The sequence below is a fragment of the Alteromonas sp. K632G genome, from assembly GCF_017653625.1.
Classification (GTDB): domain Bacteria; phylum Pseudomonadota; class Gammaproteobacteria; order Enterobacterales; family Alteromonadaceae; genus Alteromonas; species Alteromonas naphthalenivorans.
In genome coordinates this window covers 13,094-38,795 of record NZ_JAGGDM010000015.1, presented here as the reverse complement: position 1 = coordinate 38,795, position 25,702 = coordinate 13,094, and the positions used below count along the sequence as shown (strand labels likewise).

Genomic DNA, 25,702 nt, shown 5'->3' with positions numbered 1-25,702 from the left:
CGGAAAAACGCTAATTTTAGCCATACAGGAAAGCGTAACATTTGAGTATTATTTTTATGCCGTTGATGTGAATGATCTTGAATGTTGAGGTTGAGGGCGGGTTAAGGGTGAAAATAAGCTCGAGGTTAACAAACCCTAACGCAGAAAATATTTATAGGCTTTTAGAAAACAAAAAAGGCCCCGAAGGACCTTTTCTAGTAAGCAAAGCTACCTACTCAGAGGCTGCTTTTTTATCTGTATTATCGTAAATCAAGATAGGCTTAGACTCGCCGCGAATAACGGTTTCATCAATAACTACTTTGCTTACGTCTACCGCAGACGGTAATTCGTACATGGTATCAAGCAGAACTGCTTCAACAATTGAACGAAGACCACGAGCACCCGTTTTACGTTCCATCGCCTTTTTAGCGATAGCATGCAGTGCGTCGTCACGGAACTCAAGTTCCACATCTTCCATATCAAATAAAGCTGAATACTGCTTCGTAATCGCATTCTTAGGCTCTTTAAGAATTTGAATTAAGGCTTCTTCATTCAATTCTTCAAGACTAGTGACCACTGGTAAACGACCGATAAATTCAGGAATTAACCCGTATTTAACCAAATCTTGTGGTTCTACTTGTTTGAACAACTCGCTAATTTGCGCGGTGTTTTCAGATTTAGACTTAACAGCCGCACCGAATCCAATACCCGTACCTTTTTGCGCACGTTGTTCAATAACCTTATCAAGGCCTGCGAACGCGCCACCACAGATAAACAGAATCTTAGAGGTATCTACCTGCAAAAATTCTTGCTGTGGATGCTTACGACCGCCTTGTGGAGGAACCGAAGCAACAGTCCCTTCAATAAGCTTAAGCAATGCTTGCTGCACACCTTCACCCGATACATCACGAGTAATAGATGGGTTATCTGATTTACGCGAAATTTTATCAATTTCATCAATGTAAACAATGCCGCGTTGGGCTTTTTCTACATCGTAATCACATTTTTGCAGAAGCTTTTGAATGATATTTTCAACATCTTCACCCACATAACCAGCTTCGGTTAATGTGGTCGCGTCTGCCATTGTGAAAGGAACGTCAAGCAAACGTGCAAGCGTTTCCGCCAGTAATGTTTTACCACTACCTGTTGGGCCGATAAGTAGGATATTACTCTTACCAAGCTCCACACCATCGTGCACATCACCATTACGTAAACGTTTGTAGTGGTTATATACCGCTACAGACAATACTTTTTTGGCGTGCTCTTGACCGATAACGTAGTCATCTAGGTGCGCATGTATTTCACTTGGCTTTGGTAAAGCATCCTGCTTTTGCTTAGGCGCGATCTCCTTGATTTCTTCGCGAATGATATCGTTACATAACTCAACACACTCGTCGCAAATAAATACCGACGGGCCTGCTATTAACTTTCTTACTTCGTGTTGGCTTTTGCCACAAAACGAGCAGTACAGTAACTTGTTATCACCGTCACCGCTTTGTTTATCACTCATTACTATTGCCTCTGCCTTGCCTGAACCGAAAACCAAATCGTGCCAAGCACTAGTTCAGGTCTACTATATATAACTATACTACTTAGTTGCAGCCGCGTCAGATCGATTTGTCATAACTTGGTCGATAAGACCATACTCTTTGGCTTCGGTTGCACTAAGGAAGTTGTCACGATCGGTATCGTGGGCAACTTTTTCATAATCTTGTCCAGTATGTTGGGCCATCAAGCGGTTCAACTTCTCTTTAATAGACAGGATTTCCTTCGCATGAATTTCAAAATCTGATGCTTGACCTTGGAATCCACCTAAAGGTTGGTGAATCATCACGCGAGAATTCGGTAAACAGTAACGCTTACCTTTAGCACCACCAGATAGCAAGAACGCACCCATGCTAGCCGCTTGACCCACACATACCGTGCTTACGTCTGGCTTGATGAAATTCATGGTGTCGTAAATTGCCATACCCGCAGTTACAGAACCACCAGGGGAATTGATATAAAGGAAAATGTCTTTTTCTGGATTTTCAGCTTCCAAAAATAGCATTTGAGCCACAATCAGGTTGGCCATGTGGTCTTCTACCTGCCCTACTAAGAAAATAACATTTTCTTTTAGTAGACGAGAATAGATGTCGTACGAACGTTCACCTTTGGAAGTCTGTTCAACTACCATAGGAACAAGTGCATTCATTGGATCAAATGGGGTATTAGTCATAGCTACCTTGATTATCTAGCGTTAAAAACAAAAATGCTCGGAAGGCTCCGAGCATTTAAGCAGTTGCTGACAGGTGAAGTCAATCAGACAGTAAAAAATTACGCCTGTTTGTTCATAACCTCGTCAAAAGCTTTAGTTACTTCGGTAACTTTAGCTTGCTCAAGTACCCACTCAACCGCCTGCTCTTCTAATGCAACATTTTGCATTTGCTGCATAAGCTCTTGGTTGTTGTTGTAGTATTCTACAACTTCTTGAGGGTCTTCATACGCAGAAGCAGCAGTTTCGATCATCTCGTTTACTTTTGCTTCGTCAGCTTTAAGTTCGTTTTGCTTAATTACTTCACCTAATAATAGGCCAATTGAAACACGACGCTTGGCATTATCAGTAAATAATTCAGCAGGCAACTCAGGAAGGTTTTGACCACCGCCCTGTTGGCTGAAACGCTGCTTAGCTTGTTCACGTAAAGCGTTAACCTCTTGGTCGATAAGTGCTTGAGGAATATCAAGCTCATTAGCGTCAACCAATTTAGCAATAACGTCTTCTTTAACCTGAGTTTTAAGTGTTTGATCTAGCTCGCGTTGCATGTTCTTACGAACTTCAGCTTTAAGCGCGTCAACACCACCTTCCTGAACACCGAACAAGGTAGCAAACTCTTCGTCAACTTTAGGAAGTGACTGGCCTTCTACTTTTTTCACTGTTACTTGGAATACCGCGTCTTTACCTTTAAGGTTTTCTGCGTGGTAATCTTCAGGGAAAGCAACTTCTACTGTTACTTCTTCGCCCGCTTTCGCGCCTACAAGTGGCTTTTCGAAACCTGGGATCATGCGATCTTGACCTAGTTCAAGTTCGAAATCTTCAGCTTTTCCGCCTTCAAATTCTTCACCGTCGATAGAACCAACGAAATCGATAACAACTTTATCGTCTTTCTTCGCTTTACGTTTAACTTCTTTCCAAGAAGCGTGTTGCTTCTGTAGCGTTACCATCATGTTATCAAGATCTTCGTCAGTAATCTCTACTACTGGCTTTTCGATTTCAATATCGTTGATGCCTTTAACTTCTACTTCTGGATATACTTCAAAAGAAGCAACAAATTCCAAATCCTGACCATCTTCATCTTTAGTCAGTTCGAAATTTGGCATACCAGCTGGTTGAATTTTTTCTTGAACGATAGCCTGGTAGAAGTTTTGCTGCATTACATCACCAGCAATTTCTTGACGCACTGCTTGGCCGAAACGCTTTTTGATTACGCTTACTGGTACCTTGCCTGGGCGGAAACCGTTAATACGTTGCGTTTTCGCCAACTGCTGTAGGCGAGATTTAACAGCTGAATCAATAGCGTCAGCTGGAACGGTGATAGTAAGACGGCGTTCTAAACCCTGGGTCGTCTCGACTGAAACTTGCATTATATTACCTCAACTTTACGCCTATTTAAGCGCTTTGTTCTCAATCCCCTCTCCCGTCATGTCTATGTGACATATCACACGGGGGTAGAGGTCGTTTCCGACGTTTGCACTAACAAAACACCACACAATACTGTGTTAATCGCGTATTTGTTACAAACATACGAGTTAAAAAAAGACGCCGTAGTATACAGTCGCAGAGAACGAGAGTCGAGAGGGAAACACAAGTTTGTAACACGCTTTTGAATGATAAGTGTGCAAACGGATAGAAATAAGGAAATTAATAAGGAAAATATAACGAGGATAGAGTAAATGGTCGGTGAGATAGGATTTGAACCTACGACCCCTTGTACCCAAAACAAGTGCGCTACCAAGCTGCGCCACTCACCGACAATAATACTTAACAAAACACTTAAAAAGCACTTACAACAGCGCTTTAAACAGCTTTTGTGAAAAAAGCCTAAAACATGGTGCGGAAGGAGAGACTTGAACTCTCACGCCGTGAAGCACTGGAACCTAAATCCAGCGTGTCTACCAATTCCACCACTCCCGCGAAAAAGTGGGGTGGACGATGGGGCTCGAACCCACGACAACCGGAATCACAATCCGGGGCTCTACCAACTGAGCTACGCCCACCACTGAGGTGCTTGCAATAAATAAACATGTTGAATTGATAGTACATGTTTATCTTTAAAGATTCGACCAATCCGAATCAGGTCCTACCTGACTCGCATGGCGCGTCCGGCAGGATTCGAACCTGCGACCCACGGCTTAGAAGGCCGTTGCTCTATCCAGCTGAGCTACGGACGCTCGGCGAATCTTCGCTTGCAAAAAATGGTCGGTGAGATAGGATTTGAACCTACGACCCCTTGTACCCAAAACAAGTGCGCTACCAAGCTGCGCCACTCACCGACTGCGTAACGATACGTTTGAAGCAATTTGCGTCTGTGCCGTTACGGGGTGCGAATATTACTGACAAGACCCCACCTCGTCAAACACTTTTTTAAATAAAATATTCAACCGCTCACAAAGCACGCATAAATGTGCTTTTTTGAGCACTTTGGGCATTTTTCAAACTAACCGAAACCTAAAAACAGATAATTTAGTGCGAACTTGAAGGTAGGCGGCGTACTCGTTCATCGTAAACAACTTCACTCTTTATCGAAATTTACTTTTTATAAGCGCAAATCTTTAAAAATTTTCTCGATTTACAGTAATTGTATGTTTCTACTGGTCGCCAGTAGCAGTTTTATGAAACAATAATTAGCACTTAATGACCACACATTATAATCACTTCTATGACAGCTCATTTAATTGACGGCAAATTAATTGCCAAACAAGTACGCCAGCATGTTGCTTCTTATGTAGATTCACTTATTGACGCCAAGAAACGTCAACCTGGTTTGGCCGTGGTATTAGTCGGTAGCGATGCCGCCTCTCAAGTTTATGTTTCTAACAAACGTAAAGCATGTGATGAAGTTGGATTTGTATCTCGTTCTTTTGATTTACCCGCTGACACTACAGAAAACGAACTGTTAGCACTTGTCGATCAATTAAATGACGACAAAGAAATAGACGGGATTTTAGTGCAGCTGCCTCTACCTGCCGGTTTAAATGCTGAAAAAGTATTAGAGCGCATTCACCCACATAAAGATGTTGATGGTTTTCACCCTTATAATATAGGTAGATTGGCACAACGTATCCCCGCACTTCGCCCATGCACTCCAAAAGGTATCATGACCATGATTGAGGCCACTAAGCGCCCCGTTAAAGGTTTAGATGCGGTCATTGTGGGTGCTTCTAATATTGTGGGTCGCCCTATGAGCTTAGAACTATTGCTTGCAGGTTGTACGGTCACTACTTGTCATAAATTTACACAAGATTTAAAAGCCCATGTAAGTCGTGCAGACCTTCTTGTGGTCGCGGTAGGCAAGCCAAACTTTATTCCTGGTGACTGGATTAAGCCCGGCGCTATCGTTATCGATGTAGGCATTAACCGTGTGAGTGACGGTTCGCTCGTTGGCGACGTGGATTTTGAGCCTGCTAAACAACGTGCGGGGTGGATTACCCCCGTTCCTGGCGGCGTGGGCCCAATGACAGTGGCCAGCTTAATAGAAAATACCCTAGAAGCTTACGTCAAATACCATTCCTAAGTTGAATTTGTGAACGATACACAGTTTATAGAAGCCACTATGCGTTGGGTTGATGACATTGTCATCAACCACAACTTTTGCCCCTTTGCCGGTTTCGTACGTCAACCGGGCCAAATTCACTGCGTCGTGGTTAACGGGGATGCAGGCGATGTTATTACCTCGCTTTTCGATGAGTGTAAACGCTTAGACGAACAAGATAATATTGCTACTACCCTTATCATCGCGCCTTCATCATCTACAGCTTCCTTCGATGATTACCTGGATGTATTAGCGATATGTGACCGTATGCTATCTGATTGGGGGTACACTGGCGTGTATCAACTCGCCAGTTTTCATCCTGACTATCAATTCGATGGCGAAGCTAAAGACAGCGTCGCGAATTATACCAACCGCTCTCCCTTCCCTCTACTTCATTTAATTCGCGAGCGAGATATTGCCCGCTATATGAAAAACGAAGATGATGCAGAGAAAATTTACACTCACAATATTGCCAAAGCCAATGAACTAGGTTGCCCTTATTTTGAAAAAGTATTGAAGGAAATGCGAAGCGCTAAAAATAAAAACGGCCTGTAAATGTACAGGCCAAAAGGTTTAATTGGGTCCAGGGATGCCAAATACGGCAGCCCCAAATGTCCGTAATTGGTTCAAGGTTTTAAACTTGAATTCGTACTCTACGTAAACTATGTGAGAATTTTATGACAGTGCGTTATGCAAGTAGGATTTTAAGGTAATGACCCCTAGTCAGTTTCCCCTTTCCGCTATCGGTCATATACAAACGCCGTTTAAACAAAAGTTTGCTATTCCCCGACAGCCCAATTTAGCCAAGGCGAAAGGGCAAGTAGTATTAGCGCCTGACTTTGATGATCCTCGAGTGTTTAAAGGTTTAGAGGTATTTAGCCATGTATGGCTACTCTTTCTCTTCCATGAGAATTTAGATAAAGGTTGGAAACCCTCGGTGAAAGCCCCTCGTTTAGGCGGAAATGCAACGCTTGGGGTGTTTGCCTCAAGAAGTACGCATCGCCCGAATGGTATAGGCATGTCGGCAGTGAAAAATTTAGGTTCTGACATTGTAGATGGAAAGCTTACCTTGCACGTCGAAGGAGTAGATTTGTTAGATGGCACCCCAATTATCGATATTAAGCCTTATTTACCCTACGCCGATGCGCTCCCCCATGCATCGGATAGCATGGCAGAACTGAATCACGCAGCCCCCATACCCAACTTAGAGGTAACCATTAACCCTCTCGTGCAAAACATGTTGAACGAAGCCGCATCGCAGCACCCGGATCTACCCACACTACTAACAGCCGTGCTGGCTCAAGACCCCCGCCCCGCTTATCGTCATAAACTATTAAGTGATGAAAAGACCTACCATACTGCACTGTATAATTATGACTTTGCCTTCACAGTAAAAAATAGTGTGGTTGAAGTCATTGGGATTAACACGCTTTAGTCGCACGTGGTTGTAGCACTATTGCTCACAGTTAATTAGAATACGCTCAATTGTATTTTTCATAGTTATAGGAAGACCGCTTCGAATGCGCACTAGTCAATATTTACTTGCCACGCAGAAAGAAACTCCGGCCGATGCTGAGGTTATCAGCCACCAGTTAATGTTACGTGCTGGTATGATAAGAAAACTGGCTTCAGGCCTTTATACGTGGTTGCCAACTGGGCTTCGCGTACTGAATAAAGTGGCAAACATCGTTCGTGAAGAAATGAACAAAGCAGGCGGTGTAGAAGTGTTAATGCCAGTAGTCCAACCTGCTGACTTGTGGGAAGAGTCTGGCCGTTGGGAAGAATATGGCCCAGAGTTACTGCGCATTAAAGACCGCCACCAGCGAGACTTTGTGCTAGGTCCTACACATGAAGAAGTAATCACATCGTTAGTTAGAAACGAAATCAGTAGTTACAAACAACTGCCAATTAATCTTTATCAAATTCAAACTAAATTCCGTGATGAAGTACGTCCTCGCTTTGGCATTATGCGTGGTCGTGAGTTCACCATGAAAGATGCTTACAGCTTCCACTTAGACGATACGTGTTTAGATAAAACTTACCAAACAATGTATGAAGCCTATGGAAATATCTTCAATCGCATGGGCTTAGACTACCGTGCGGTTATTGCAGATTCAGGCTCAATTGGTGGAAACCATTCCCATGAATTCCACGTCCTTGCCGAGTCTGGTGAAGATGCCATTGCCTTTGCAAGCGACAGCGACTACGCCGCAAACGTTGAAATGGCGGCTACTGCAATGCCAGAAAAACAACAAGCTTCAGGCGCAGCAGCAGAAGTCGTAAGTGGTAAAGCTTCAGATAGCGCACTTAGCATTTATGTTGTTAAAGGCGAAACGGAAGAAGAGAGCACAACTGAACAGTGGGTTGTATTAGTATTGCGCGCAGAACATGAGCTTAACGATGTTAAAGCGGAAAAAGTCACTGGCGTAGCTAGTCCGCTTGTTATAGCAAGTGAAGAAAAAGCCACTGAAATCTTAGGCGCTCATCCTGCTTTCGTTAACCCTAATGATATTACGCTGCCAATGCATGTCGATTTTAGTGCCGCAGCACTTGCTGATTTTGTTTGTGGTGCAGGCGAAAATGGCCAAATCACGAAAGATGCAAATTGGACTGTGGACATACAAACGGCAGATTTACGTAACATTGTGGCTGGTGATGCTTCACCAGACGGCAATGGTACTATAGAAATAAAGCGCGGCATTGAAGTGGGCCATATTTTCCAATTAGGTAGCAAATACTCAGAAGCGATGAATTGTGGTGTACTAAGCGAAACGGGTAAACATCAAACGCTTACCATGGGGTGTTATGGAATTGGTGTTTCACGTATTGTTGCGGCGGCTATTGAACAAAACCATGATAAATACGGCATCATGTGGCCTGATCCTATCGCGCCATTTAAAATTGCATTAATTCCAATGAATATGCATAAATCTCACCGTATCAAAGAAGCGGCTGAGGCACTGTACGAACAACTGATTGCGTTAGGTATAGACGTATTATTTGACGATCGTAAAGAACGCCCAGGTGTTATGTTCAATGACATGGAATTAATTGGTATACCTCATAGCATTGTTATCGGTGAGAGAAACCTCGACAATCAACAAATTGAATACAAAAACCGCCGTACAGGTGTAAAGCAATTATTAGATTTAGATTCGGCTAAAGACTTTGTTGTTAGTCTCTAACTTTGTCTATTATTGAAAGATAAATATTAGTAATTTTGCATTTGACCTTGTATACAGCTATGCAATAGCGGTTAGCTACAAGAATAAAAAACGGTGAACATATGCGGTTAACATTTTACGGCGTGAGAGGCTCTATTCCTACTCCTGGAGAAGCCTATGCACGCTATGGTGGTAATACCGCATGCGTTCACATTGAATTAGCCGATGGCACCGATATTGTGCTTGATTCGGGAACGGGTATCAGGCTGTTGGGGAACAAACTTCGCAGCAAAGATACGCCTATTCACTTGTTGCTCAGCCACAATCACTGGGATCACATACAAGGTTTTCCATTCTTCAGCCCTATCTTTCAAAAAGACCGAGATATCTATATTTACCCAGGGCAAACGACATTGCCCGAACACGATCAGATTTTAAGGCAAATGGACGGCTCAACGTTTCCTGTCCCTGTCAGTGCGTTACAGTCAAAACTCCATCTAACCATTATCCCGCCAGAGCAAGATATTTGGGAGATTGGTACTGCTACCATTCGCCGAATCCCTATTAATCACCCTGGTAAGGGTAGCGCCTATAGTATTGAAGAAAAAGGCATAAAAATCGCCTACATTACTGACAACGAACTCTACCCGCCGTATAATAAAGAAACCGACTTTTTAACGTTTGTCGATTTTGCTAGAAACGCAGACGTTATTATTCATGATGCACAATATATGATGTCCGATATGCCGGCTAAAACTGGGTGGGGCCATTCGGTTGCTGAAGAAGCCGTAAAACTTGCCATGGCGAGCAATTCAAAAAAATTAGCGCTATACAGCCATGATCCAGATCGTACAGATGAGGATATTGATAAGCTGGTTGAACACTGCATGGATTACATCACTATTGCAGAATCGAACCTAGAAATATTTGCATCAGCGGAAGGCCAGTTACTGGATTTCACTCATTAAAATAAATTAGCAAAAAACAACAACGACTTACCTAACGGAGAACACCACCAGTGTCAGTGTTTAAGCCATTTTTAATATTGGCTGCAGTCAGTCTGTGCAGCATAAATGCGCTTGCCCAAGAAAGCGCGCAAGATGAACAAGAGAGTGATATTGAAGTTATTGATATCATTAAACGAGATACCACAACAGAAAGTGCGCTCGATAATCGTATGGAAGGTGATAAGGAAGCAATTGATAACGTTTTTGCTATTACCCAGCATAGACAAAACTATTTACTTCCTATGAGTTACATTACCAATCCAAATTCGAACGGAAATGAAGAGCTCACAGAAGAAAATGTTGATAAAAAAGAAGCCAAGTTCCAGGTTAGTGTAAAGCTGCCTCTCTATTTGGAAGACACTGGATTTGATGGCATTTACCTCGGTTTTACCCTCACCTCATTTTGGCAGTTATATAATAGCGAAGTGTCAAAACCCTTTAGAGAAACCAATTACGAACCAGAGATATTTTGGCAAGAAACGGCAGACTACTCTGTTTTAGGGTATAAATTTAATACCTTTCAATTAGGGTTTAACCATATGTCTAACGGACAGAGTGGCCTTAGTTCTAGAAGTTGGAACCGTATTTTCGCCTCTGTTGTGTTTAGTGACCAAGACGATATTTATTACCTAAAAACTTGGTATCGTATTCCTGAAGATGAAAAAGAAGACCCACTTGATCCTACAGGTGATGACAACCCAGATATCGAAAACTATTATGGTCGTGTGGAATTTGGTTATGGGCGCAAGCTTGGCAATTTTAAAGTAATGGCATTGCTTCGAAATAACCTTAACTTAGGGAATAACCGAGGTAGCATTCAGCTTGATTTAACCTATCCGCTTACCGACCGTTATGAATTATTGTTTCAATATTTTAACGGCTACGGCGACTCGCTCATTGATTACAACCGCTCTCAAGAACGAGTAGGACTAGGCTTTCAGCTACTTTTCCTATAAGCAGTTTTTAATAAGAGGCCCTACTTGATAGGCCTCTTGTTTAAATGACGCCAGCTGCTTTATAAAGTTGAAGATGAACTTCTACTAACGCATCTATGTCACGCTGATACCCGCCCCCAATAACCGCCGCAATGGGTATGCCCATACGTTCAGCGAACGCAAAAGCCATATCGTCTCGGGCGCTAACGCCTTCAGTCGTGATGTTTAATAAGCCCAAGTCATCATTGATGTGAATATCTACACCAGCGTCATAGATAATGGCATCTGCTTGAAATTGCATAGCAACCATGGCGAGCGTTTCTTGCACCGCATTTAAGTATTCGTCATCTTCACAGCCCTTCGCCATGCCTATATCGATGTTTGAATGCTGCTTTCGATAAGGGAAGTTTTTCTCACCATGAACTGACACGGTGAAAATACTATTATCGTATTGAGTAAGCTTAGCGGTACCGTCACCCTGATGGACATCAAAGTCGATAATTAATACATTGTCTATACCGCTAAATTTTTGCATGGCTTTCGCCGCAAGAAATAAATCGTTAAATAAGCAAAAACCCGATCCAAAATCTGAAAAAGCATGATGGTAGCCTCCGGTTAAATTTAACGCCTTTCCATGTTTTATGGCCAATTCAGCAGTTAAACAGGTGCCAGCTACTGCCGTAAGCGTGCGTTCGATGAGTTGATCGGACCAAGGAAAGCCAATACGACGCATAGCTTTTTTATCTAACGTGCCGCTTGTTAACTGCTGAACATAGTCTTTGTCGAAGTGACACTCTAATTCCGTTATCGCTAACGGTGAAGGAGTGTGAAATACACTATCAGCAACACCGTGAGACGATAACGCGTTTCGAATGCCCTGGTATTTATCAATGGGGAAACGATGGCGTTCAGGTAGGCTAAGTTGGCTATAAATAGGATGGAATACCAATGGGATCATAACGTCTCAGTCACTACCTTATTTTATTTGCGGCGAAAACCCCAGTGAGTTTATGAAAAAGGAGCATGCACTTAAACTAACTCCGTTTCATTATACGCAATATCATGTGTTAGCGGGTTAAACTGTTCACCACTTTTTCCACATTGTCTGACATGCTTTTCATCGACTGTGCCATGTCATCACGTTGTGCCAATTTATGATAGCGGTCGGACGATGCCACCACGTTCGCAATAATACTTTCCACCTGCGACAACACTGCTTCTTGTTCGTCTGCGGCTTCATTAAGGGCAACCACTACACTCGCCGTTTCTTTAATATCCTCAACCACGTTATTTAAGGTTTGCAATGCAGTACCAGCTTCAGTCGCATTGCTGTCTGAAAGCTGTTTACCTTCTTCCATGGCCAGAACGGCTCCACGGGCTTCTGCTTCAAAGCTACTAAGAATATCGTTTATTTCTTTCGTTGATTGCTGTGTTTTAGCTGCTAACGCCCGCACTTCATCTGCCACCACGGCAAAACCTCTACCATGTTCTCCTGCCCTAGCAGCTTCAATTGCAGCATTCAAAGCCAATAAGTTGGTTTGATCGGCAATCTCATTGATAACGTTAACCACTTTAAGAATATTCTTACTGCGGCTTTGAAGGTCGCTGACAATGTCACTCGACTCTGTTACCGTTTTTGCTAGTTGTTTGAACCCTGCATTCGCCCGCTCAAAAGTTGAATAACAACTTGCTACGTTATCCTCTGAATTTTTGGTAGCCACAGCCACTTGGTCGGTAATGGCGACCAAGTTCTGCACTATACCTTTTAATTTATCTGTGGTGGCATCTAAAGAGAGTGAAGCATCGCGCTGCTCTACCGCACCATCCATAATTGACTGCCCCACGTCGCCAAGGGCAACAAAAGCGCGCTCCATTTCTGATTCAGTTTGATGCAACTGGGTAACCGAGGCTTTTAACTTGCTTTGTAATGCTCTGGCAGAGTCAGCCAAAATGCCAAGCTCGTGCCCACTTGAATACGTCAGCGAGTAATCGTACTGACTAGTAGCTAGATTAGAAATGCATGCAGCCACTTCACGGGTAGGGTTAATTACCTGCGTGCGAAGACGACTAATTACATAGGTAACAGATAGCAGTGACAGCGCGATAGCAGCAAGCAAAATCAGCCATAACATCCTTCGCGTACCGTTTTTCAAATCAGTAATGGCTAGCTCAGATTGATGTGCTATTTCATCGGCAATACTTTCTAGTAACTTCGCAGGTTCTCGGTCAATACCGCGAACGTAGCTATCCCCTACTTTCGGATCTAAACCCGATGCTATAAAAGCCGCATAGCCTTCTCGATACTTTTCAGCCATATAGGCGTGCGCCGTTTGGAACTTTCGAATATCCGCTTTGGCTTTATCACTCACTACAGGGTTCGACAGCATTTGGCTGAATTGCTGCTTTATCTCAGCTTCCCGCTTTTGGAAGCGAGACCAGTACTTTTCGCGGTCGTCGTCGTCATGCCCTCGCAGCAGTGTATTTTTCCACTCCTGAACCTGGGTTTTGAAGGTATTTAACGTTGCGTTTACGTCTCGTTCTGCCTGAACAAGTGTATGCTCTAGTGATTCGAAACTGCTCAACAGCGAAAAAGATTTATAAATAGATGCGGCGTTTAAAAATACCAATAAACATAAGCTCGCAAGCACAGGGGTAATTACTAATCGACTGATACTGGTATAATTGAACACGGCGGTTAACCTTTAGTCTAATAAAAATTCGAAAATCGTGAAGCGCCGCCATTAAATGATATATAAATGACAAAAACATTACAGGTAACGTATAACTTTACACACCTTTAAATGCGTATTTATACGAAAGAAATATAGTCAAAAAAAAAGGCCTTGCGGCCTTTTTTTATTCCCACTCAATCGTAGCTGGGGGTTTACCTGATATGTCGTAAACGACGCGGGAAATACCATCAATTTCATTAATAATACGATTCGATACTTTACCTAAGAAGTCGTATGGTAAGTGCGCCCAATGTGCCGTCATAAAGTCGATAGTTTCTACCGCGCGTAGTGATACAACCCAATCGTATTTACGGGCATCACCCATAACGCCCACAGAGCGTACAGGCAAAAACACGGTAAAAGCTTGGCTCACTTTCTGATATAAATCGGCGTTATATAATTCTTCAATGAAAATAGCGTCTGCGCGGCGTAGTAAATCACAATACTCTTTTTTCACTTCACCAAGCACACGTACACCTAAACCAGGCCCTGGGAATGGGTGGCGATAAAGCATGTCGTACGGTAAACCGAGTTCAAGACCGATTTTGCGTACTTCATCTTTAAACAATTCACGTAATGGCTCAACCAAACCTAGCGCCATATCTTCTGGCAAGCCACCAACATTATGGTGAGACTTAATCACGTGGGCTTTACCTGTTGCTGAACCGGCTGATTCAATAACATCAGGATAGATAGTGCCCTGCGCTAGCCATTTCGCATTGGCCAGCTTTCCAGCTTCTTCGTCGAATACTCGGACAAATTCATTACCAATGGCTTTACGCTTAAGCTCTGGATCTTCAATATCCTTTAAGCGTCCTAAGAAGCGCTCTTCTGCGTCAACACGGATAATATTGAGACCAAAATGGTCACCAAACATTTCCATCACTTGGTCAGCTTCGTTTAAGCGAAGCAAACCATTGTCTACAAACACACAGGTAAGGTTCTCACCGATAGCACGATGAAGCAGCATGGCAGTAACCGATGAATCGACACCACCCGATAAACCCAGAATAACGCGATCGTCGCCTACCTTCTTCTGGATACGCGTAATGGCATCTTCGATAATGGCATCAGCAGTCCATAGTTTTTCGCACTTACACACATCTAAAACAAAATGACTTAGTAAACGCATGCCCTGTTTAGTATGAGTAACTTCAGGGTGAAACTGAACGCCATAAAATTGCTTTTCTTCGTTATACATAGCAGCATGGGGGCAGGATGCTGTTTGCGCGATGGTTTCAAATCCCTCAGGAACCGCAGATACCTTGTCACCATGACTCATCCACACGTCGAGCAATGCATTACCATTCTCGCCAATACTGTCTTCAATATGGCTAAGTAAAGACGTTGGTTTAATAATTTCTACTTGCGCATAACCAAACTCTCGCTTGTCTGAGCCTAAAACACCACCACCCAGTTGCGCTGCCATGGTTTGCATGCCGTAACAAATACCAAAAACAGGCACACCAGCTTCGAATACATATTCCGGGGCGCGTGGAGAGTTTTCCTCAGGCACTGACTCAGGACCGCCAGATAAAATGATACCATCGGGGTTAAATTCTCGAATTTGTTCTTCGGTCACGTCCCAAGCCCAAAGCTCACAATAAACGCCTATTTCACGTACACGACGTGCGATAAGCTGCGTATACTGTGAACCAAAATCTAAAATAAGAATGCGTTGGTCGTGGATATTTGTGGTCATGTTTTTACCCGTTTTATAATAGAACGAAGGCGGCAGTAAGGCGGAAAACTACCCGCCTCTTAATGCGCTATATATGATAATAACTCGTCGCGAATCTAGCCTAAACGGTAGTTCGGCGCTTCTTTAGTAATGCTAACATCATGGACGTGTGACTCGCCCATACCTGCAGAGGTAACACGAACAAACTGCGCTTTTGTGCGAAGCTCGTCAATACTGCCACAGCCGGTAAGCCCCATGGCTGAGCGTAGCCCGCCCATTTGCTGATGGATGATATTCGCAATAGGCCCTTTATAGGCTACGCGACCTTCAATACCTTCAGGTACAAGCTTTTCTGCATTATTTGATTCTTGAAAATAACGGTCAGATGAACCGTGGTTTTGGTTCATTGCACCAAGCGATCCCATACCGCGATACGATTTAAAGTAACGACCTTGGTAAAGTTCAACTTCACCTGGCGCTTCTTCTGTTCCCGCTAACATGCTACCTACCATTACGCAGCTTGCGCCAGCAGCAAGCGCTTTCGCGATATCACCAGAGAATCGAATACCGCCATCGGCAATAACCGGAATGTCTGTACCTGCAAGTGCATCTACCGCATCAGATACCGCAGTAATTTGTGGTACACCACAACCGGTCACTATACGAGTAGTACAAATTGAACCTGGGCCTATACCAACTTTAACTGCATCAACGCCTGCATCGGCCAGTGCTTTTGCACCATCACCTGTTGCTACGTTACCGGCAATAATTTGGACATCAGGATAATCACTGCGCACTTTCTTAACGCGGTCAATAACACCTTGTGAATGACCATGAGAGGTATCGATAAGTAAAACATCTACACCGGCTTCAACTAAAAGTTGAATACGCTCATCAGTACCTGGCCCAACGCTAACTGCTGCACCAACACGTAATCGACCCAATGAATCTTTACAGGCATTCGGTTTATTTTCTGCTTTTTGGAAATCTTTAACTGTAATAAGACCAGTAAGCTTGAACGCATCATCAACCACAAGAATTTTTTCAATGCGGTGTTCATGCATAAGATCGAGTACTTGGTCTGAACTTGCACCTTCTTTAACAGTAACAAGGTCGTCTTTACCCGTCATCACATTACTGATTGGTAGTTCTAGGCGCTTTTCGAAACGTAAATCTCGACCAGTCACGATACCAATTAAATTATTTTGATGATCGGTTACCGGAAAACCAGAGTAACCTAGACGCTTAGAAAGGGTAATAACTTCGCCGATAGTGGCATCTTTAGCAACCGTAACGGGGTCAGAAACCACACCACTTTCGTACTTTTTCACTTCACGAACATGCTTTGCCTGTTGCGCAGGTTCCATGTTTTTGTGAATAAAGCCGATGCCGCCCTCTTGAGCAAGTGCAATCGCTAGGCGTGCTTCAGAGACGGTGTCCATCGCCGCAGATACCATAGGGATATTTAACGTGACACCACGAGTTAGACGAGTTTGAAGTTTGGCAGTATGAGGAAGAACTGTCGAGTGGCCGGGAACCAGCAACACATCGTCGAACGTCAGGGCTTCTTGGATGATTCGTAGCATGCAACAACACCTATTCAGTTGAGGGTTAATTGCGGCGCAATTGTAGTGTTTTTTAGATTTCAGGTAAACTCTATTTTATTAAACCAGACGATTTTTTCTTATGTTTACATCTTCACCCTCTACATCGCGACAAATTTTAACAGTTACTAAGCTAAATCGGCTCGCTCGTACCGTGCTTGAAAGCGAGGTAGGACTCATATGGTTATCCGCTGAAATATCTAATTTTGTGAGTGCCGCTTCCGGTCATTGGTACTTCACACTAAAAGATAACAAGGCACAAGTGCGCGCTGCCATGTTTAAAAATACGAATCGTGGTGTGAAACAGCGCCCTAAAGAAGGCGATAAAGTGCTCGTAAGGGCATCTGTAGGTATTTACGAAGCCCGTGGCGACTACCAGCTTGTAATAGAGCATATGGAGAGCGACGGCGAAGGTGCCCTGCAGCAAGCCTATGAAGCGTTAAAAGCAAAACTTAACGCTGAAGGTTTGTTCAGTATTGACCGCAAGCGCCCCATGCCTGAGGTTATTAATCGAATTGGTGTTATAACCTCATCAACAGGCGCGGCACTGCATGACGTACTTAGTGTATTGAAACGCCGTAGCCCGCAAACGGAGGTCATTGTTTATCCTTCCATGGTGCAAGGTGAAACCGCGCCTAATCAGCTTATTAACGCCCTTCGCACTGCGAATCAACGAAATGAAGTAGATGCACTTTTGCTAACCCGTGGTGGTGGCTCGTTAGAAGATTTATGGTGTTTTAACAATGAAAACCTTGCTAGAGAAATTGCCGAGTCGCAATTACCGTTAATCAGCGCCGTTGGGCATGAAGTTGATTTTACTATTGCTGATTTTGTTGCCGATTTACGCGCCCCTACCCCTTCGGCAGCCGCGGAAATATTGAGCCAAGACACGAACGCGCTCAGCGAGAGCTTAGTTCAGTATAAGCAGCGCTTAACCCGTGCCATGCTTCAAAAACTTAGTCATTTAGCTCAGCAACATAAACTTCAGCACCAACGTTTGCAGTCAGTGCATCCGCAAAGCAAAATACAAAATCAGTGGCAAGCCCTCGACAGACTACAATTGCGTTTAAGCCATGCTATTAACAATAAACTCGCTATCGAAAATAAACGGTTTGAGTCTGTCGATAATCGCTTAGCGCGACAAAACCCCACGGTGCGTGTGAATCAAGCTAAAGCGCGCATGATACAAACCCATAAAGCGCTATGTAACAACATGAAGCAGTTAGTAAATAGTAAACAACAAGCTTTTGCTGCAAAAGTGGGTTTATTGCAGTCTGTTAGTCCGCTTTCTACATTGTCGCGAGGCTACAGTATTACGATGTCGAGCGGAAAGGCAGTTACCTCTGTAGATACCGTTAAAGAAAACGATATACTTATGTCTCGAGTGACTGATGGAGAAATAACCAGTAAAATAGTGGAAATTCGTCGTCATCAATAAAGGTTGGCCTTTGTTTCCTATTTTTTCGCGTTCGGGCTGGTTGCTACTTGCGCTAGCCTCTTTATGCGCACCAGCAGTTCATGGTCAACAACAAGCAGTATTATCTGAGCTACCGGTGTTGCCTGAACCGTCATCTTTATCGGCACCTGCGCCTGAAGTTCCTGCAATCGCAATTTCTCTGGCGGTGTTTTCTACTTACCCCAGTGAAACCCTTTTGGATGCCTGTGGCGATACAGAGCCTAATCAGGCGTGTATTGAAGATACCATTACCCCAGAAGCATTTATCTCTACACTGATAGCAAAATCTTGGTTCACTGAGATTAAGCCTTTTGGCAACGACTCAGACTACGAACTACTTATTGCTAACGTGGCTAAGCAAGATGAAACTTCCACGATAAGTGAAACGCTACGTGAAGAACTAGGTGAAGAGCTAGATCAAGAACTCGATAAAGAGAAACACTTCACTGAATTAACATTGCAATGGCGAGGAATAGAGATTGATTCTTTGGTTATTAGCAGTCAAGTAAATAGCAATGAAACGGCAACAAAGAAAGCCATAGAGCCGCTACTATCGTGGTATAAACATGCTACCGAAAACGGGCTGTTCACCCCAAGGTTTTTATATCATGCGCTAAACGCGAGCGATTACGGCAACCATTTAAGCGTACCTGAGTCTTTAGGTGATTTCACCAGACTTGATACTCAGCTGTACCCCGACCCCTTCAAAGGCTCAATTACAAGATATACCCACCCTTCTTTTGAAGATGCGTTAGTTGATGTAACGGTTTATCCCATATTGGCGAAACTCGACACGAATGCGTCACGTAATAAAGCGAACTCGGCCAGCACTGCTAGTACTGAAAACTCAGCCCGCACCGACGCTTTGCTTCACCAACAATTAGACGAAGATTGGAACAAAGCTGACCACGTTGCCACCGCGCGTAATTTAACCTTGTCTCAACCCCAACCAATGTCGCCTTTTAATGTGAAGGGCTTTGCTAGTGGATGGCGACTAGCGCTTAAAGCTGACTCGCCAGTAGACGACCCTATTTTCGCGACAACCTATGTATTTACATGCAACGATAAGATAGTGAAAGTGGCCACCACTTTCCCTAGTGACTTCTCTGACAACTTAGCCCACGAACTCATTGCACATATCACTGTGCCAGAAGAATCTGTGCTTATGCAGCAAGTTCGCGCCATGCTCAAGTAAATAAACGCGTGAAGCACACACCACATAAAACCAAAAAGGTCGGCGCTATTAATAGCGCCGACCTTTCTGTATGTTTGGAATAATAACGTTTCAAACCTGCATATCGCCATTGCCCAAAACGCTTAGTTACCAAGCTTGTTCCGATTAACAGTTACTTTTTCTTACTATGATAAGACAGTAAACGCTTTCGTTTTCGTTCTTGAGTAAGCGTGAGCTTGTTCTTTTTGCCTTCAAACGGGTTAGCCCCTTCCCTAAATTCGATGCGTATAGGCGTGCCCATCACCTGAAGCGCTTTACGGAAGTAGTTCATCAAGAAGCGCTTGTACGACGTAGGTAAATCGTCAACTTGGTTACCGTGAATAACAATGACCGGCGGGTTATAACCACCAGCATGTGCATATTTCATTTTAACCCGACGACCGCGAACTAGCGGCGGCTGATGGTCATCTTGAGCCATTTCCATAATTTGGGTAAGCATAGAAGTATTAATACGCTTAGTGGCGCTTAGGTAAGCTTCTTGTACAGATTCGAATAAGTTACCTACACCGGTGCCGTGCATTGCAGAAATAAAGTGCAAACGTGCAAAGTCGATAAAACCAAGACGGCGATCGAGTTCCCTTTTGATATCGTTTTTAATATCTGTACTCAACCCATCCCACTTATTCACGGCAATAACCAGTGAGCGACCTGAATTTAACACAAAGCCGAGTAAACTTAAGTCTTGGTCGGTAATGCCCTCTCGGGCATCAATAATCATCAGCACAACGTTCGCTTCATCAATCGCTTGCAACGTTTTAACGATAGAGAATTTTTCAACCGCCTCATTCACTTTTCTGCGTTTGCGAACCCCAGCGGTATCGATAAGAATATATTCACGGTCGTCACGTTCCATTGGAATGAAAACGCTATCGCGGGTAGTACCTGGAAGGTCAAAAACAACAACTCGTTCTTCACCTAAAATACGATTCGTTAACGTAGACTTACCTACGTTAGGCTTTCCAACAATGGCCAGCTTGATAGGCTGTTCTTGAAGACGCTTAAGCTGTTCTTCAGCATCAATCTCTTCTTCTTGAACTTCTTCAACAATACGCATGTCAGGAAAAGACGCTTCAAGTGGCACTAGAGCATCTTGAAGTAACTGGCTTACACCACGTCCATGAGCCGCGGCGATTTGCTTAACCGTACCTAAGCCCAGCGCGTAAAAGTCAGCGCTTTCGCTATCGCCATCAATGCCGTCGACTTTATTTGCAACAACTAACACTTTTTTGTTGAGGCGACGAATATGGTCAGCGATCCCTTGATCTGCAGGCAGTAGGCCTGCTCTGGCATCAACAAGTAATAAGACTACGTCGGCTTCTTCAATGGCTAAAAGTGACTGCTGCGCCATTTCAGCATCAATACCTTCTTCGTCACCCGTGATACCGCCGGTATCCACCACGATGAATTGACGCTGCTCAAACTTAGCCTGACCGTACTTGCGGTCACGGGTAAGCCCTGGGTAATCAGCGACCAGCGCATCTCGTGTATTAGTTAAACGATTAAACAAGGTGGACTTACCCACATTAGGGCGGCCTACCAAAGCAACAACGGGCAACATGTATCAAATCCTAAAGGAAAAAAGCTAAAAAACACAAACCGCAAGTAAGCATAGCTTACTTGCGGTCAGAGTGTGATTGGGCATTATACCTGTTTAGGTATGATGCGTCAGCCTAACAGAAGATATTAGGCCAACTATCCAACAAATTATGTTGTTGAACAGGCTATAACGTAGAAATGGCTGCCACTACGCCGTTACGGGTCATGGTTACTACCACACCGTCAACGTTTAATGGTGCGTCGTATATAGCATCGTCTTCATCATCGCCACCTACATCAACGCGAGCCACTATTTGGCCAGTTTCTTGTTCAATCCAATGAACGAAACCCCAGTTGTCACCAACAACAATATGCTCACCCACTGGCGTTGCCGCAGTAACAGAACGAGACTTCAGGCTACCTTGTGACCAAAGCTCTACACCGTTTCGTCTGTCTAGGGCATAAATATTAGAGTTGTTATCTACAACAAAAATACTGTTTCCTTCAATACTTAGGTTGCGATACGAACCGTACTCACGCTTCCAGATAATACGACCACTGCGCAGCTCTACTGCTGCCAGCGTACCATTGTAAGAAACCGTATAAATGGTGCCACCAAAAAGCACGGGGGTGGTATCAAGGTCAACAATACGCTCTAACTCTGTCGCGCCCGTTGGCGTGGCAATAACGGTTTCCCAAGCAAGAATACCTGACTCAAGTAAGTTAACTTGCAACTTACCCGTAGGGGTTCCTATCAAGGCGCCGCCGTTTGCCGCTACAGGGCCAGAAATACCACGAAGGGTTAATGGCGGTGTATCGCCTTCATGTCGCCATAACTGCTCACCAGTTCGAGTATCAAAGCCAAACAAGGTACCCGCGCCAGTATTAACAACTAAAATACCTTCGTCAGCAGAAGGCGCCGCTAACACTTCACCAGGAACAGACGCTTCCCATTTGGTTTCGCCGGTTTCGTAATCTAGTGCCATTACAACGCCGTTTTCTGTGCCTACAAATAACAATCTGTCGGCAACGGAAATGCCACCAATACGCGCACTTGCTCCACTACGCCAAAGGCGTGCAATAGAGTCCCACCAGCCATCACCTTCGAATACAGCGAAGTCACGTTCCCATAAAACATCACCGTTCTCTGGGTTCATAGCCACAACACTGCCATGGCGGTCAGCGGCATAAAGGTTTTCGTAAGCATACACTGGGCGAAGGCGAGAGAAGTAATGATCAACACCGTCGCCGATGTCTCTGTCCCATTTTACTGAAGGCGTAAACTTCGCATCGATTGGTTTCAAACGGCGAATTTCGAGCTCTTCTTCATCTGCAAACCAATCAGAGACGGTAGAACAACCAGAAAGCGTTACAGAAATGGCCAATGCCATGCCCATCGCCCGAGCAAATCGGCCCTTACGGCCACACGTATTGTGAAACAAATTGCTTACCTCTTTATTTTTATGTACCAGCTTATTGGCCCGCAGCAACGGCTAAGTTGTCTAACTTCATTTGCAATAACGGGTTGTTGGCATTTTTTTCAAGCGCACCTGAGTAGGCTAAACGAGCATCATCAAATTTACTTTGTTGCTGATATACATCACCTTTCAGTTCAGATACTTCAGCAGCAAATGCTTCGTTCGTAATATTGCCTAGCGTAGACAACGCTGCGTCTAGCTGGTTCATTTCAATTTGTACTCGTGTTAAACGAATAGCGGCTAGCGCTTTTAATTCTTCGTTTTCAGCAAAAGTAACCACACGGTTTAGGTGTGATGCAGCCGCGTCAAAATCGCCAGCATCTACAGCTTGTTTTGCTGCCAAAAGGCTAGCAACACTGGCGTAGCCTGAGTCTTCGTTTGCGTTAATAAAGGCGGTAATTTTATCTGCGCTACCTTCTTCACCATAGGTTTCAACTGCATTTTGGTATTCCACTGATGCCGCTTCTTTGGTTGCCATCTGCGTATCAGAGTAAAAACGCCAGCCCCAAAGGCCACCTAGCCCCAATGCTGCGCCAACAATAATGGCGGTACCGTGCTCTTTCCAAAAGCGTTTAATCGCTTCTACTTGTTGATCTTCTGTTGCGAATTGTTCCATGATTTCCTCTTATTATGCGTTCAGCAGGTCGGCAATAGTGCTCGACAACGCATTAAAAGCGATTGTCTGTTGCTCTTGACCATCACGTAACGGCTTTACTGCTACTTCACGTGATTGCATTTCTTGTGACCCTAACAACAAGGCAAAACGTGCCCCTGTTTTGTCAGCGCGTTTTAATTGTTTTTTAAAGTTTCCGCCGCCACAGTGCATCATCACCCGTACATTAGGCAAGGTGTCACGAAGGTGTTCTGATACTTCCAAGGCATAAGCCTGAGCATCATCGCCCATCGCGGTAACGTACACATCAGCACTACTAGTATCTAATGCGTCTTCACTTAATGTGGTAAGCAAAAGTACTAAACGTTCCATACCCATAGCAAAACCTACCGCAGGTGTGGCTTTTCCGCCTAGCTGTTCTACCAAACCGTCATATCGGCCGCCCGCACAGACTGTGCCTTGTGAACCTAAGCTTTCGGTTACCCACTCAAAAACGGTGCGATTATAATAATCCAGCCCACGCACTAAGCGAGGGTTAATTTCAAATGAAATACCTGCTTGTGTTAAGCGTTCACATAAGCTGTCAAAGTGAGTTTTAGATTCTTCATCTAAATGATCAAGCAATGACGGCGCATCAGCAATGGCTGCTTGCACATTCGGGTTCTTGCTATCAAGTACACGAAGTGGGTTTGACTCTAACCGGCGAAGCGATTCTTCATCAAGCTTATCTGCGCGTTCTTTTAAATAACTAATTAAAGTTTCACGATAGGCCTGACGGGCTTCGTTTGAACCTAATGAGTTAATTTGCAAGGTAACGTGCTTTTCAATACCAAACGCTTTCCATAGTCGAGCGCTTAATAAAATGACTTCCAAATCGATATCGGGGCCATCAAGGCCATAGGTTTCAACACCGAACTGGTGGAATTGGCGATAACGACCTTTCTGAGGGCGTTCGTGGCGGAACATTGGCCCCATGTACCACAAGCGCTGCTGTTGGTTATATAACAAACCATGCTCATTACCGGCACGCACTGTGCTGGCAGTACCTTCAGGGCGAAGGGTTAAACTGTCGCCGTTTCTGTCTTCAAAGGTATACATTTCCTTTTCGACAATGTCGGTCACTTCGCCAATAGAGCGCTTGAACAAGTCAGTGCTCTCTACAATAGGCGTGCGAATTTCTTGATAACCATAACTGGCCACCACTTGACGGAGTACAGATTCTACTTTCTGCCATGTACCGGATACTTCCGGCAGGCAATCATTCATTCCGCGAATTGCCTGAATAGTCTTAGCCACGTGAAATTCTCATACTGCTAAATAGTGAAAAGCCCCGCATTATAGGGGCTTTGTAGATAAACAACAATCGTACAGGCTTAGTCTTTCACCGATACCTGTATTTTGTTGGCTTCGCTCATACGGGTTGCTTTAGCACGAATTCTTGCTTCAAGCTTATCGATAAGGTCATCGTTGGCTAATCGCTCTTTCACACGCTTACCATCTTCGTATAAACCGCTCATGTTTCTGGCGCCGGTTAAACCTAAGTCTGATACCTCAGCTTCACCAGGACCATTCACGACACAGCCGATAATAGAAACGTCCATAGGCGTTAGAATATCTTCAAGGCGTTGTTCTAACGCGTTTACCGTACCGATAACATCGAACTCTTGTCTTGAACAACTCGGGCACGCGATGAAGTTAATGCCGCGAGAGCGGATTCGGAGCGACTTTAGAATGTCGAAACCCACTTTAATTTCTTCGACCGGATCGGCAGCCAGTGAAATACGAATAGTATCACCAATACCTTCTGCCAAAAGCATACCTAGACCCACAGAGCTTTTTACTGCACCTGCACGTTGACCGCCCGCTTCAGTAATACCTAAATGTAGTGGTTGATCGATTTGCTGCGCTAATAATCGATAAGCCCCAACCGCCAGAAACACATCAGAGGCTTTTACACTCACTTTGAATTGGTCGAAGTTAAGCTTATCGAGTATGTCTACATGTCGCATAGCCGACTCAACCAAAGCTTCAGGCGTAGGTTCGCCATATTTCTCTTGTAAGTCTTTTTCTAGCGACCCGCCATTTACGCCAATGCGAATGGGGATATTCTTGTCTTTGGCACAATCAACCACGGAACGTACACGTTCCATATTGCCAATATTACCAGGGTTAATTCGCAAACAATCAACACCGTACTCGGCCACTTTAAGCGCAATGCGATAGTCGAAATGAATATCAGCGACCAAAGGCGTGCTTACTTGTTTACGAATTTCCTTGAATGCTTCAGCAGCGTCCATGGTAGGTACGGAAACACGAACAATCTCACCACCTACGGCGACAATACGATTAATTTGATCAACCGTCGCAGCCACATCGGTGGTACGAGTATTCGTCATAGATTGAACGGCGATGGGTGCACCATCGCCAATAGGAATATTACCTACATTAATACGCGTAGACTTTCTGCGTTTGATAGGACTTTCTGCAAACATCT

The 25,702-nt window shown here is 44.2% G+C and carries 20 protein-coding genes and 5 tRNA genes; 8 read left to right on the top strand and 17 right to left on the bottom strand.

Features of this window, described 5'->3' with window-relative positions; all coding sequences use genetic code 11:
• Positions 1-211 precede the first annotated feature (211 nt).
• The 8 genes from clpX to J5X92_RS14755 form a co-directional block, all read right to left on the bottom strand.
• Positions 212-1,489 carry an ATP-dependent protease ATP-binding subunit ClpX gene (gene clpX / locus J5X92_RS14790; RefSeq protein WP_013783305.1) on the bottom strand — a complete coding sequence of 426 codons (1,278 nt, stop codon included), beginning with the start codon at positions 1,487-1,489 and terminating at the stop codon, positions 212-214.
• Positions 1,490-1,567: 78 nt separating this feature from the next.
• Positions 1,568-2,197, bottom strand: coding sequence for an ATP-dependent Clp endopeptidase proteolytic subunit ClpP (clpP, locus tag J5X92_RS14785; RefSeq protein ID WP_013783304.1), 630 nt, complete (start codon positions 2,195-2,197; stop codon positions 1,568-1,570).
• A 98-nt stretch (positions 2,198-2,295) separates the two neighbouring features.
• Entirely contained in the window at positions 2,296-3,600 is a 1,305-nt protein-coding gene (tig, locus tag J5X92_RS14780) for a trigger factor (protein ID WP_013783303.1), read from the bottom strand.
• A gap of 310 nt (positions 3,601-3,910) precedes the next feature.
• Positions 3,911-3,987, bottom strand: a tRNA-Pro gene (locus J5X92_RS14775).
• 78 nt (positions 3,988-4,065) lie between these two features.
• Positions 4,066-4,150: transfer RNA gene (locus J5X92_RS14770), tRNA-Leu, on the bottom strand.
• 7 nt (positions 4,151-4,157) lie between these two features.
• Positions 4,158-4,233 (bottom strand) — tRNA-His (locus tag J5X92_RS14765).
• A 97-nt stretch (positions 4,234-4,330) separates the two neighbouring features.
• A tRNA-Arg gene (locus tag J5X92_RS14760) sits at positions 4,331-4,407 on the bottom strand.
• A gap of 25 nt (positions 4,408-4,432) precedes the next feature.
• Positions 4,433-4,509, bottom strand: a tRNA-Pro gene (locus J5X92_RS14755).
• 386 nt (positions 4,510-4,895) lie between these two features.
• Here J5X92_RS14755 and folD point away from each other — a divergent pair.
• The 6 genes from folD (at position 4,896) to J5X92_RS14725 (ending at position 10,895) form a co-directional block, all read left to right on the top strand.
• Complete coding sequence (gene folD / locus J5X92_RS14750; RefSeq protein WP_013783302.1) at positions 4,896-5,750, top strand: bifunctional methylenetetrahydrofolate dehydrogenase/methenyltetrahydrofolate cyclohydrolase FolD; 855 nt, start codon at positions 4,896-4,898, stop codon at positions 5,748-5,750.
• 9 nt (positions 5,751-5,759) lie between these two features.
• Positions 5,760-6,323, top strand: coding sequence for a DUF1415 domain-containing protein (locus tag J5X92_RS14745; protein ID WP_013783301.1), 564 nt, complete (start codon positions 5,760-5,762; stop codon positions 6,321-6,323).
• A gap of 157 nt (positions 6,324-6,480) precedes the next feature.
• Positions 6,481-7,203 (top strand): tRNA (N6-threonylcarbamoyladenosine(37)-N6)-methyltransferase TrmO, encoded by a 723-nt coding sequence (gene tsaA / locus J5X92_RS14740; protein WP_013783300.1) that lies wholly within the window; start codon positions 6,481-6,483, stop codon positions 7,201-7,203.
• 85 nt (positions 7,204-7,288) lie between these two features.
• Positions 7,289-8,953 carry a proline--tRNA ligase gene (locus J5X92_RS14735; protein WP_208806019.1) on the top strand — a complete coding sequence of 555 codons (1,665 nt, stop codon included), beginning with the start codon at positions 7,289-7,291 and terminating at the stop codon, positions 8,951-8,953.
• A 101-nt stretch (positions 8,954-9,054) separates the two neighbouring features.
• Positions 9,055-9,900 (top strand): MBL fold metallo-hydrolase, encoded by an 846-nt coding sequence (locus J5X92_RS14730; RefSeq protein ID WP_013783298.1) that lies wholly within the window; start codon positions 9,055-9,057, stop codon positions 9,898-9,900.
• Positions 9,901-9,950: 50 nt separating this feature from the next.
• Positions 9,951-10,895 carry a phospholipase A gene (locus tag J5X92_RS14725; RefSeq protein ID WP_126873148.1) on the top strand — a complete coding sequence of 315 codons (945 nt, stop codon included), beginning with the start codon at positions 9,951-9,953 and terminating at the stop codon, positions 10,893-10,895.
• Between the two features lie 40 nt (positions 10,896-10,935).
• Here the strand turns inward: J5X92_RS14725 and J5X92_RS14720 are convergent, their stop codons facing one another.
• The 4 genes from J5X92_RS14720 to guaB form a co-directional block, all read right to left on the bottom strand.
• Positions 10,936-11,832, bottom strand: a complete 897-nt coding sequence (locus J5X92_RS14720; protein WP_013783296.1) for a histone deacetylase — start codon at positions 11,830-11,832, stop codon at positions 10,936-10,938.
• Positions 11,833-11,941: 109 nt separating this feature from the next.
• Entirely contained in the window at positions 11,942-13,564 is a 1,623-nt protein-coding gene (locus J5X92_RS14715; protein WP_013783295.1) for a methyl-accepting chemotaxis protein, read from the bottom strand.
• Positions 13,565-13,730: 166 nt separating this feature from the next.
• The gene (gene guaA, locus J5X92_RS14710) at positions 13,731-15,308 is read right to left on the bottom strand and encodes a glutamine-hydrolyzing GMP synthase (protein WP_013783294.1); all 1,578 of its coding nucleotides are present in this window, start codon (positions 15,306-15,308) and stop codon (positions 13,731-13,733) included.
• Positions 15,309-15,403: 95 nt separating this feature from the next.
• Positions 15,404-16,873 carry an IMP dehydrogenase gene (gene guaB, locus J5X92_RS14705; protein WP_013783293.1) on the bottom strand — a complete coding sequence of 490 codons (1,470 nt, stop codon included), beginning with the start codon at positions 16,871-16,873 and terminating at the stop codon, positions 15,404-15,406.
• 100 nt (positions 16,874-16,973) lie between these two features.
• Here guaB and xseA point away from each other — a divergent pair, with 100 nt between their 5' ends.
• On the top strand, positions 16,974-18,329 hold the full coding sequence (gene xseA / locus J5X92_RS14700) for an exodeoxyribonuclease VII large subunit (RefSeq protein ID WP_013783292.1): 1,356 nt from the start codon (positions 16,974-16,976) through the stop codon (positions 18,327-18,329).
• 10 nt (positions 18,330-18,339) lie between these two features.
• The gene (locus J5X92_RS14695; protein ID WP_208806018.1) at positions 18,340-19,542 is read left to right on the top strand and encodes a hypothetical protein; all 1,203 of its coding nucleotides are present in this window, start codon (positions 18,340-18,342) and stop codon (positions 19,540-19,542) included.
• Positions 19,543-19,693: 151 nt separating this feature from the next.
• Here J5X92_RS14695 and der read toward each other — a convergent pair whose 3' ends face one another.
• From der to ispG, 5 genes are all read right to left on the bottom strand, one after another.
• The gene (gene der, locus J5X92_RS14690; RefSeq protein WP_126873146.1) at positions 19,694-21,139 is read right to left on the bottom strand and encodes a ribosome biogenesis GTPase Der; all 1,446 of its coding nucleotides are present in this window, start codon (positions 21,137-21,139) and stop codon (positions 19,694-19,696) included.
• 163 nt (positions 21,140-21,302) lie between these two features.
• Complete coding sequence (gene bamB / locus J5X92_RS14685) at positions 21,303-22,559, bottom strand: outer membrane protein assembly factor BamB (protein WP_083820133.1); 1,257 nt, start codon at positions 22,557-22,559, stop codon at positions 21,303-21,305.
• Between the two features lie 31 nt (positions 22,560-22,590).
• On the bottom strand, positions 22,591-23,211 hold the full coding sequence (locus tag J5X92_RS14680) for a tetratricopeptide repeat protein (RefSeq protein ID WP_208806017.1): 621 nt from the start codon (positions 23,209-23,211) through the stop codon (positions 22,591-22,593).
• Between the two features lie 12 nt (positions 23,212-23,223).
• Entirely contained in the window at positions 23,224-24,504 is a 1,281-nt protein-coding gene (hisS, locus tag J5X92_RS14675; protein WP_013783287.1) for a histidine--tRNA ligase, read from the bottom strand.
• Positions 24,505-24,581: 77 nt separating this feature from the next.
• A complete protein-coding gene (gene ispG / locus J5X92_RS14670; RefSeq protein WP_013783286.1) occupies positions 24,582-25,700 on the bottom strand; it encodes a flavodoxin-dependent (E)-4-hydroxy-3-methylbut-2-enyl-diphosphate synthase in 1,119 nt (372 codons plus the stop codon).
• Positions 25,701-25,702: the final 2 nt, after the last annotated feature.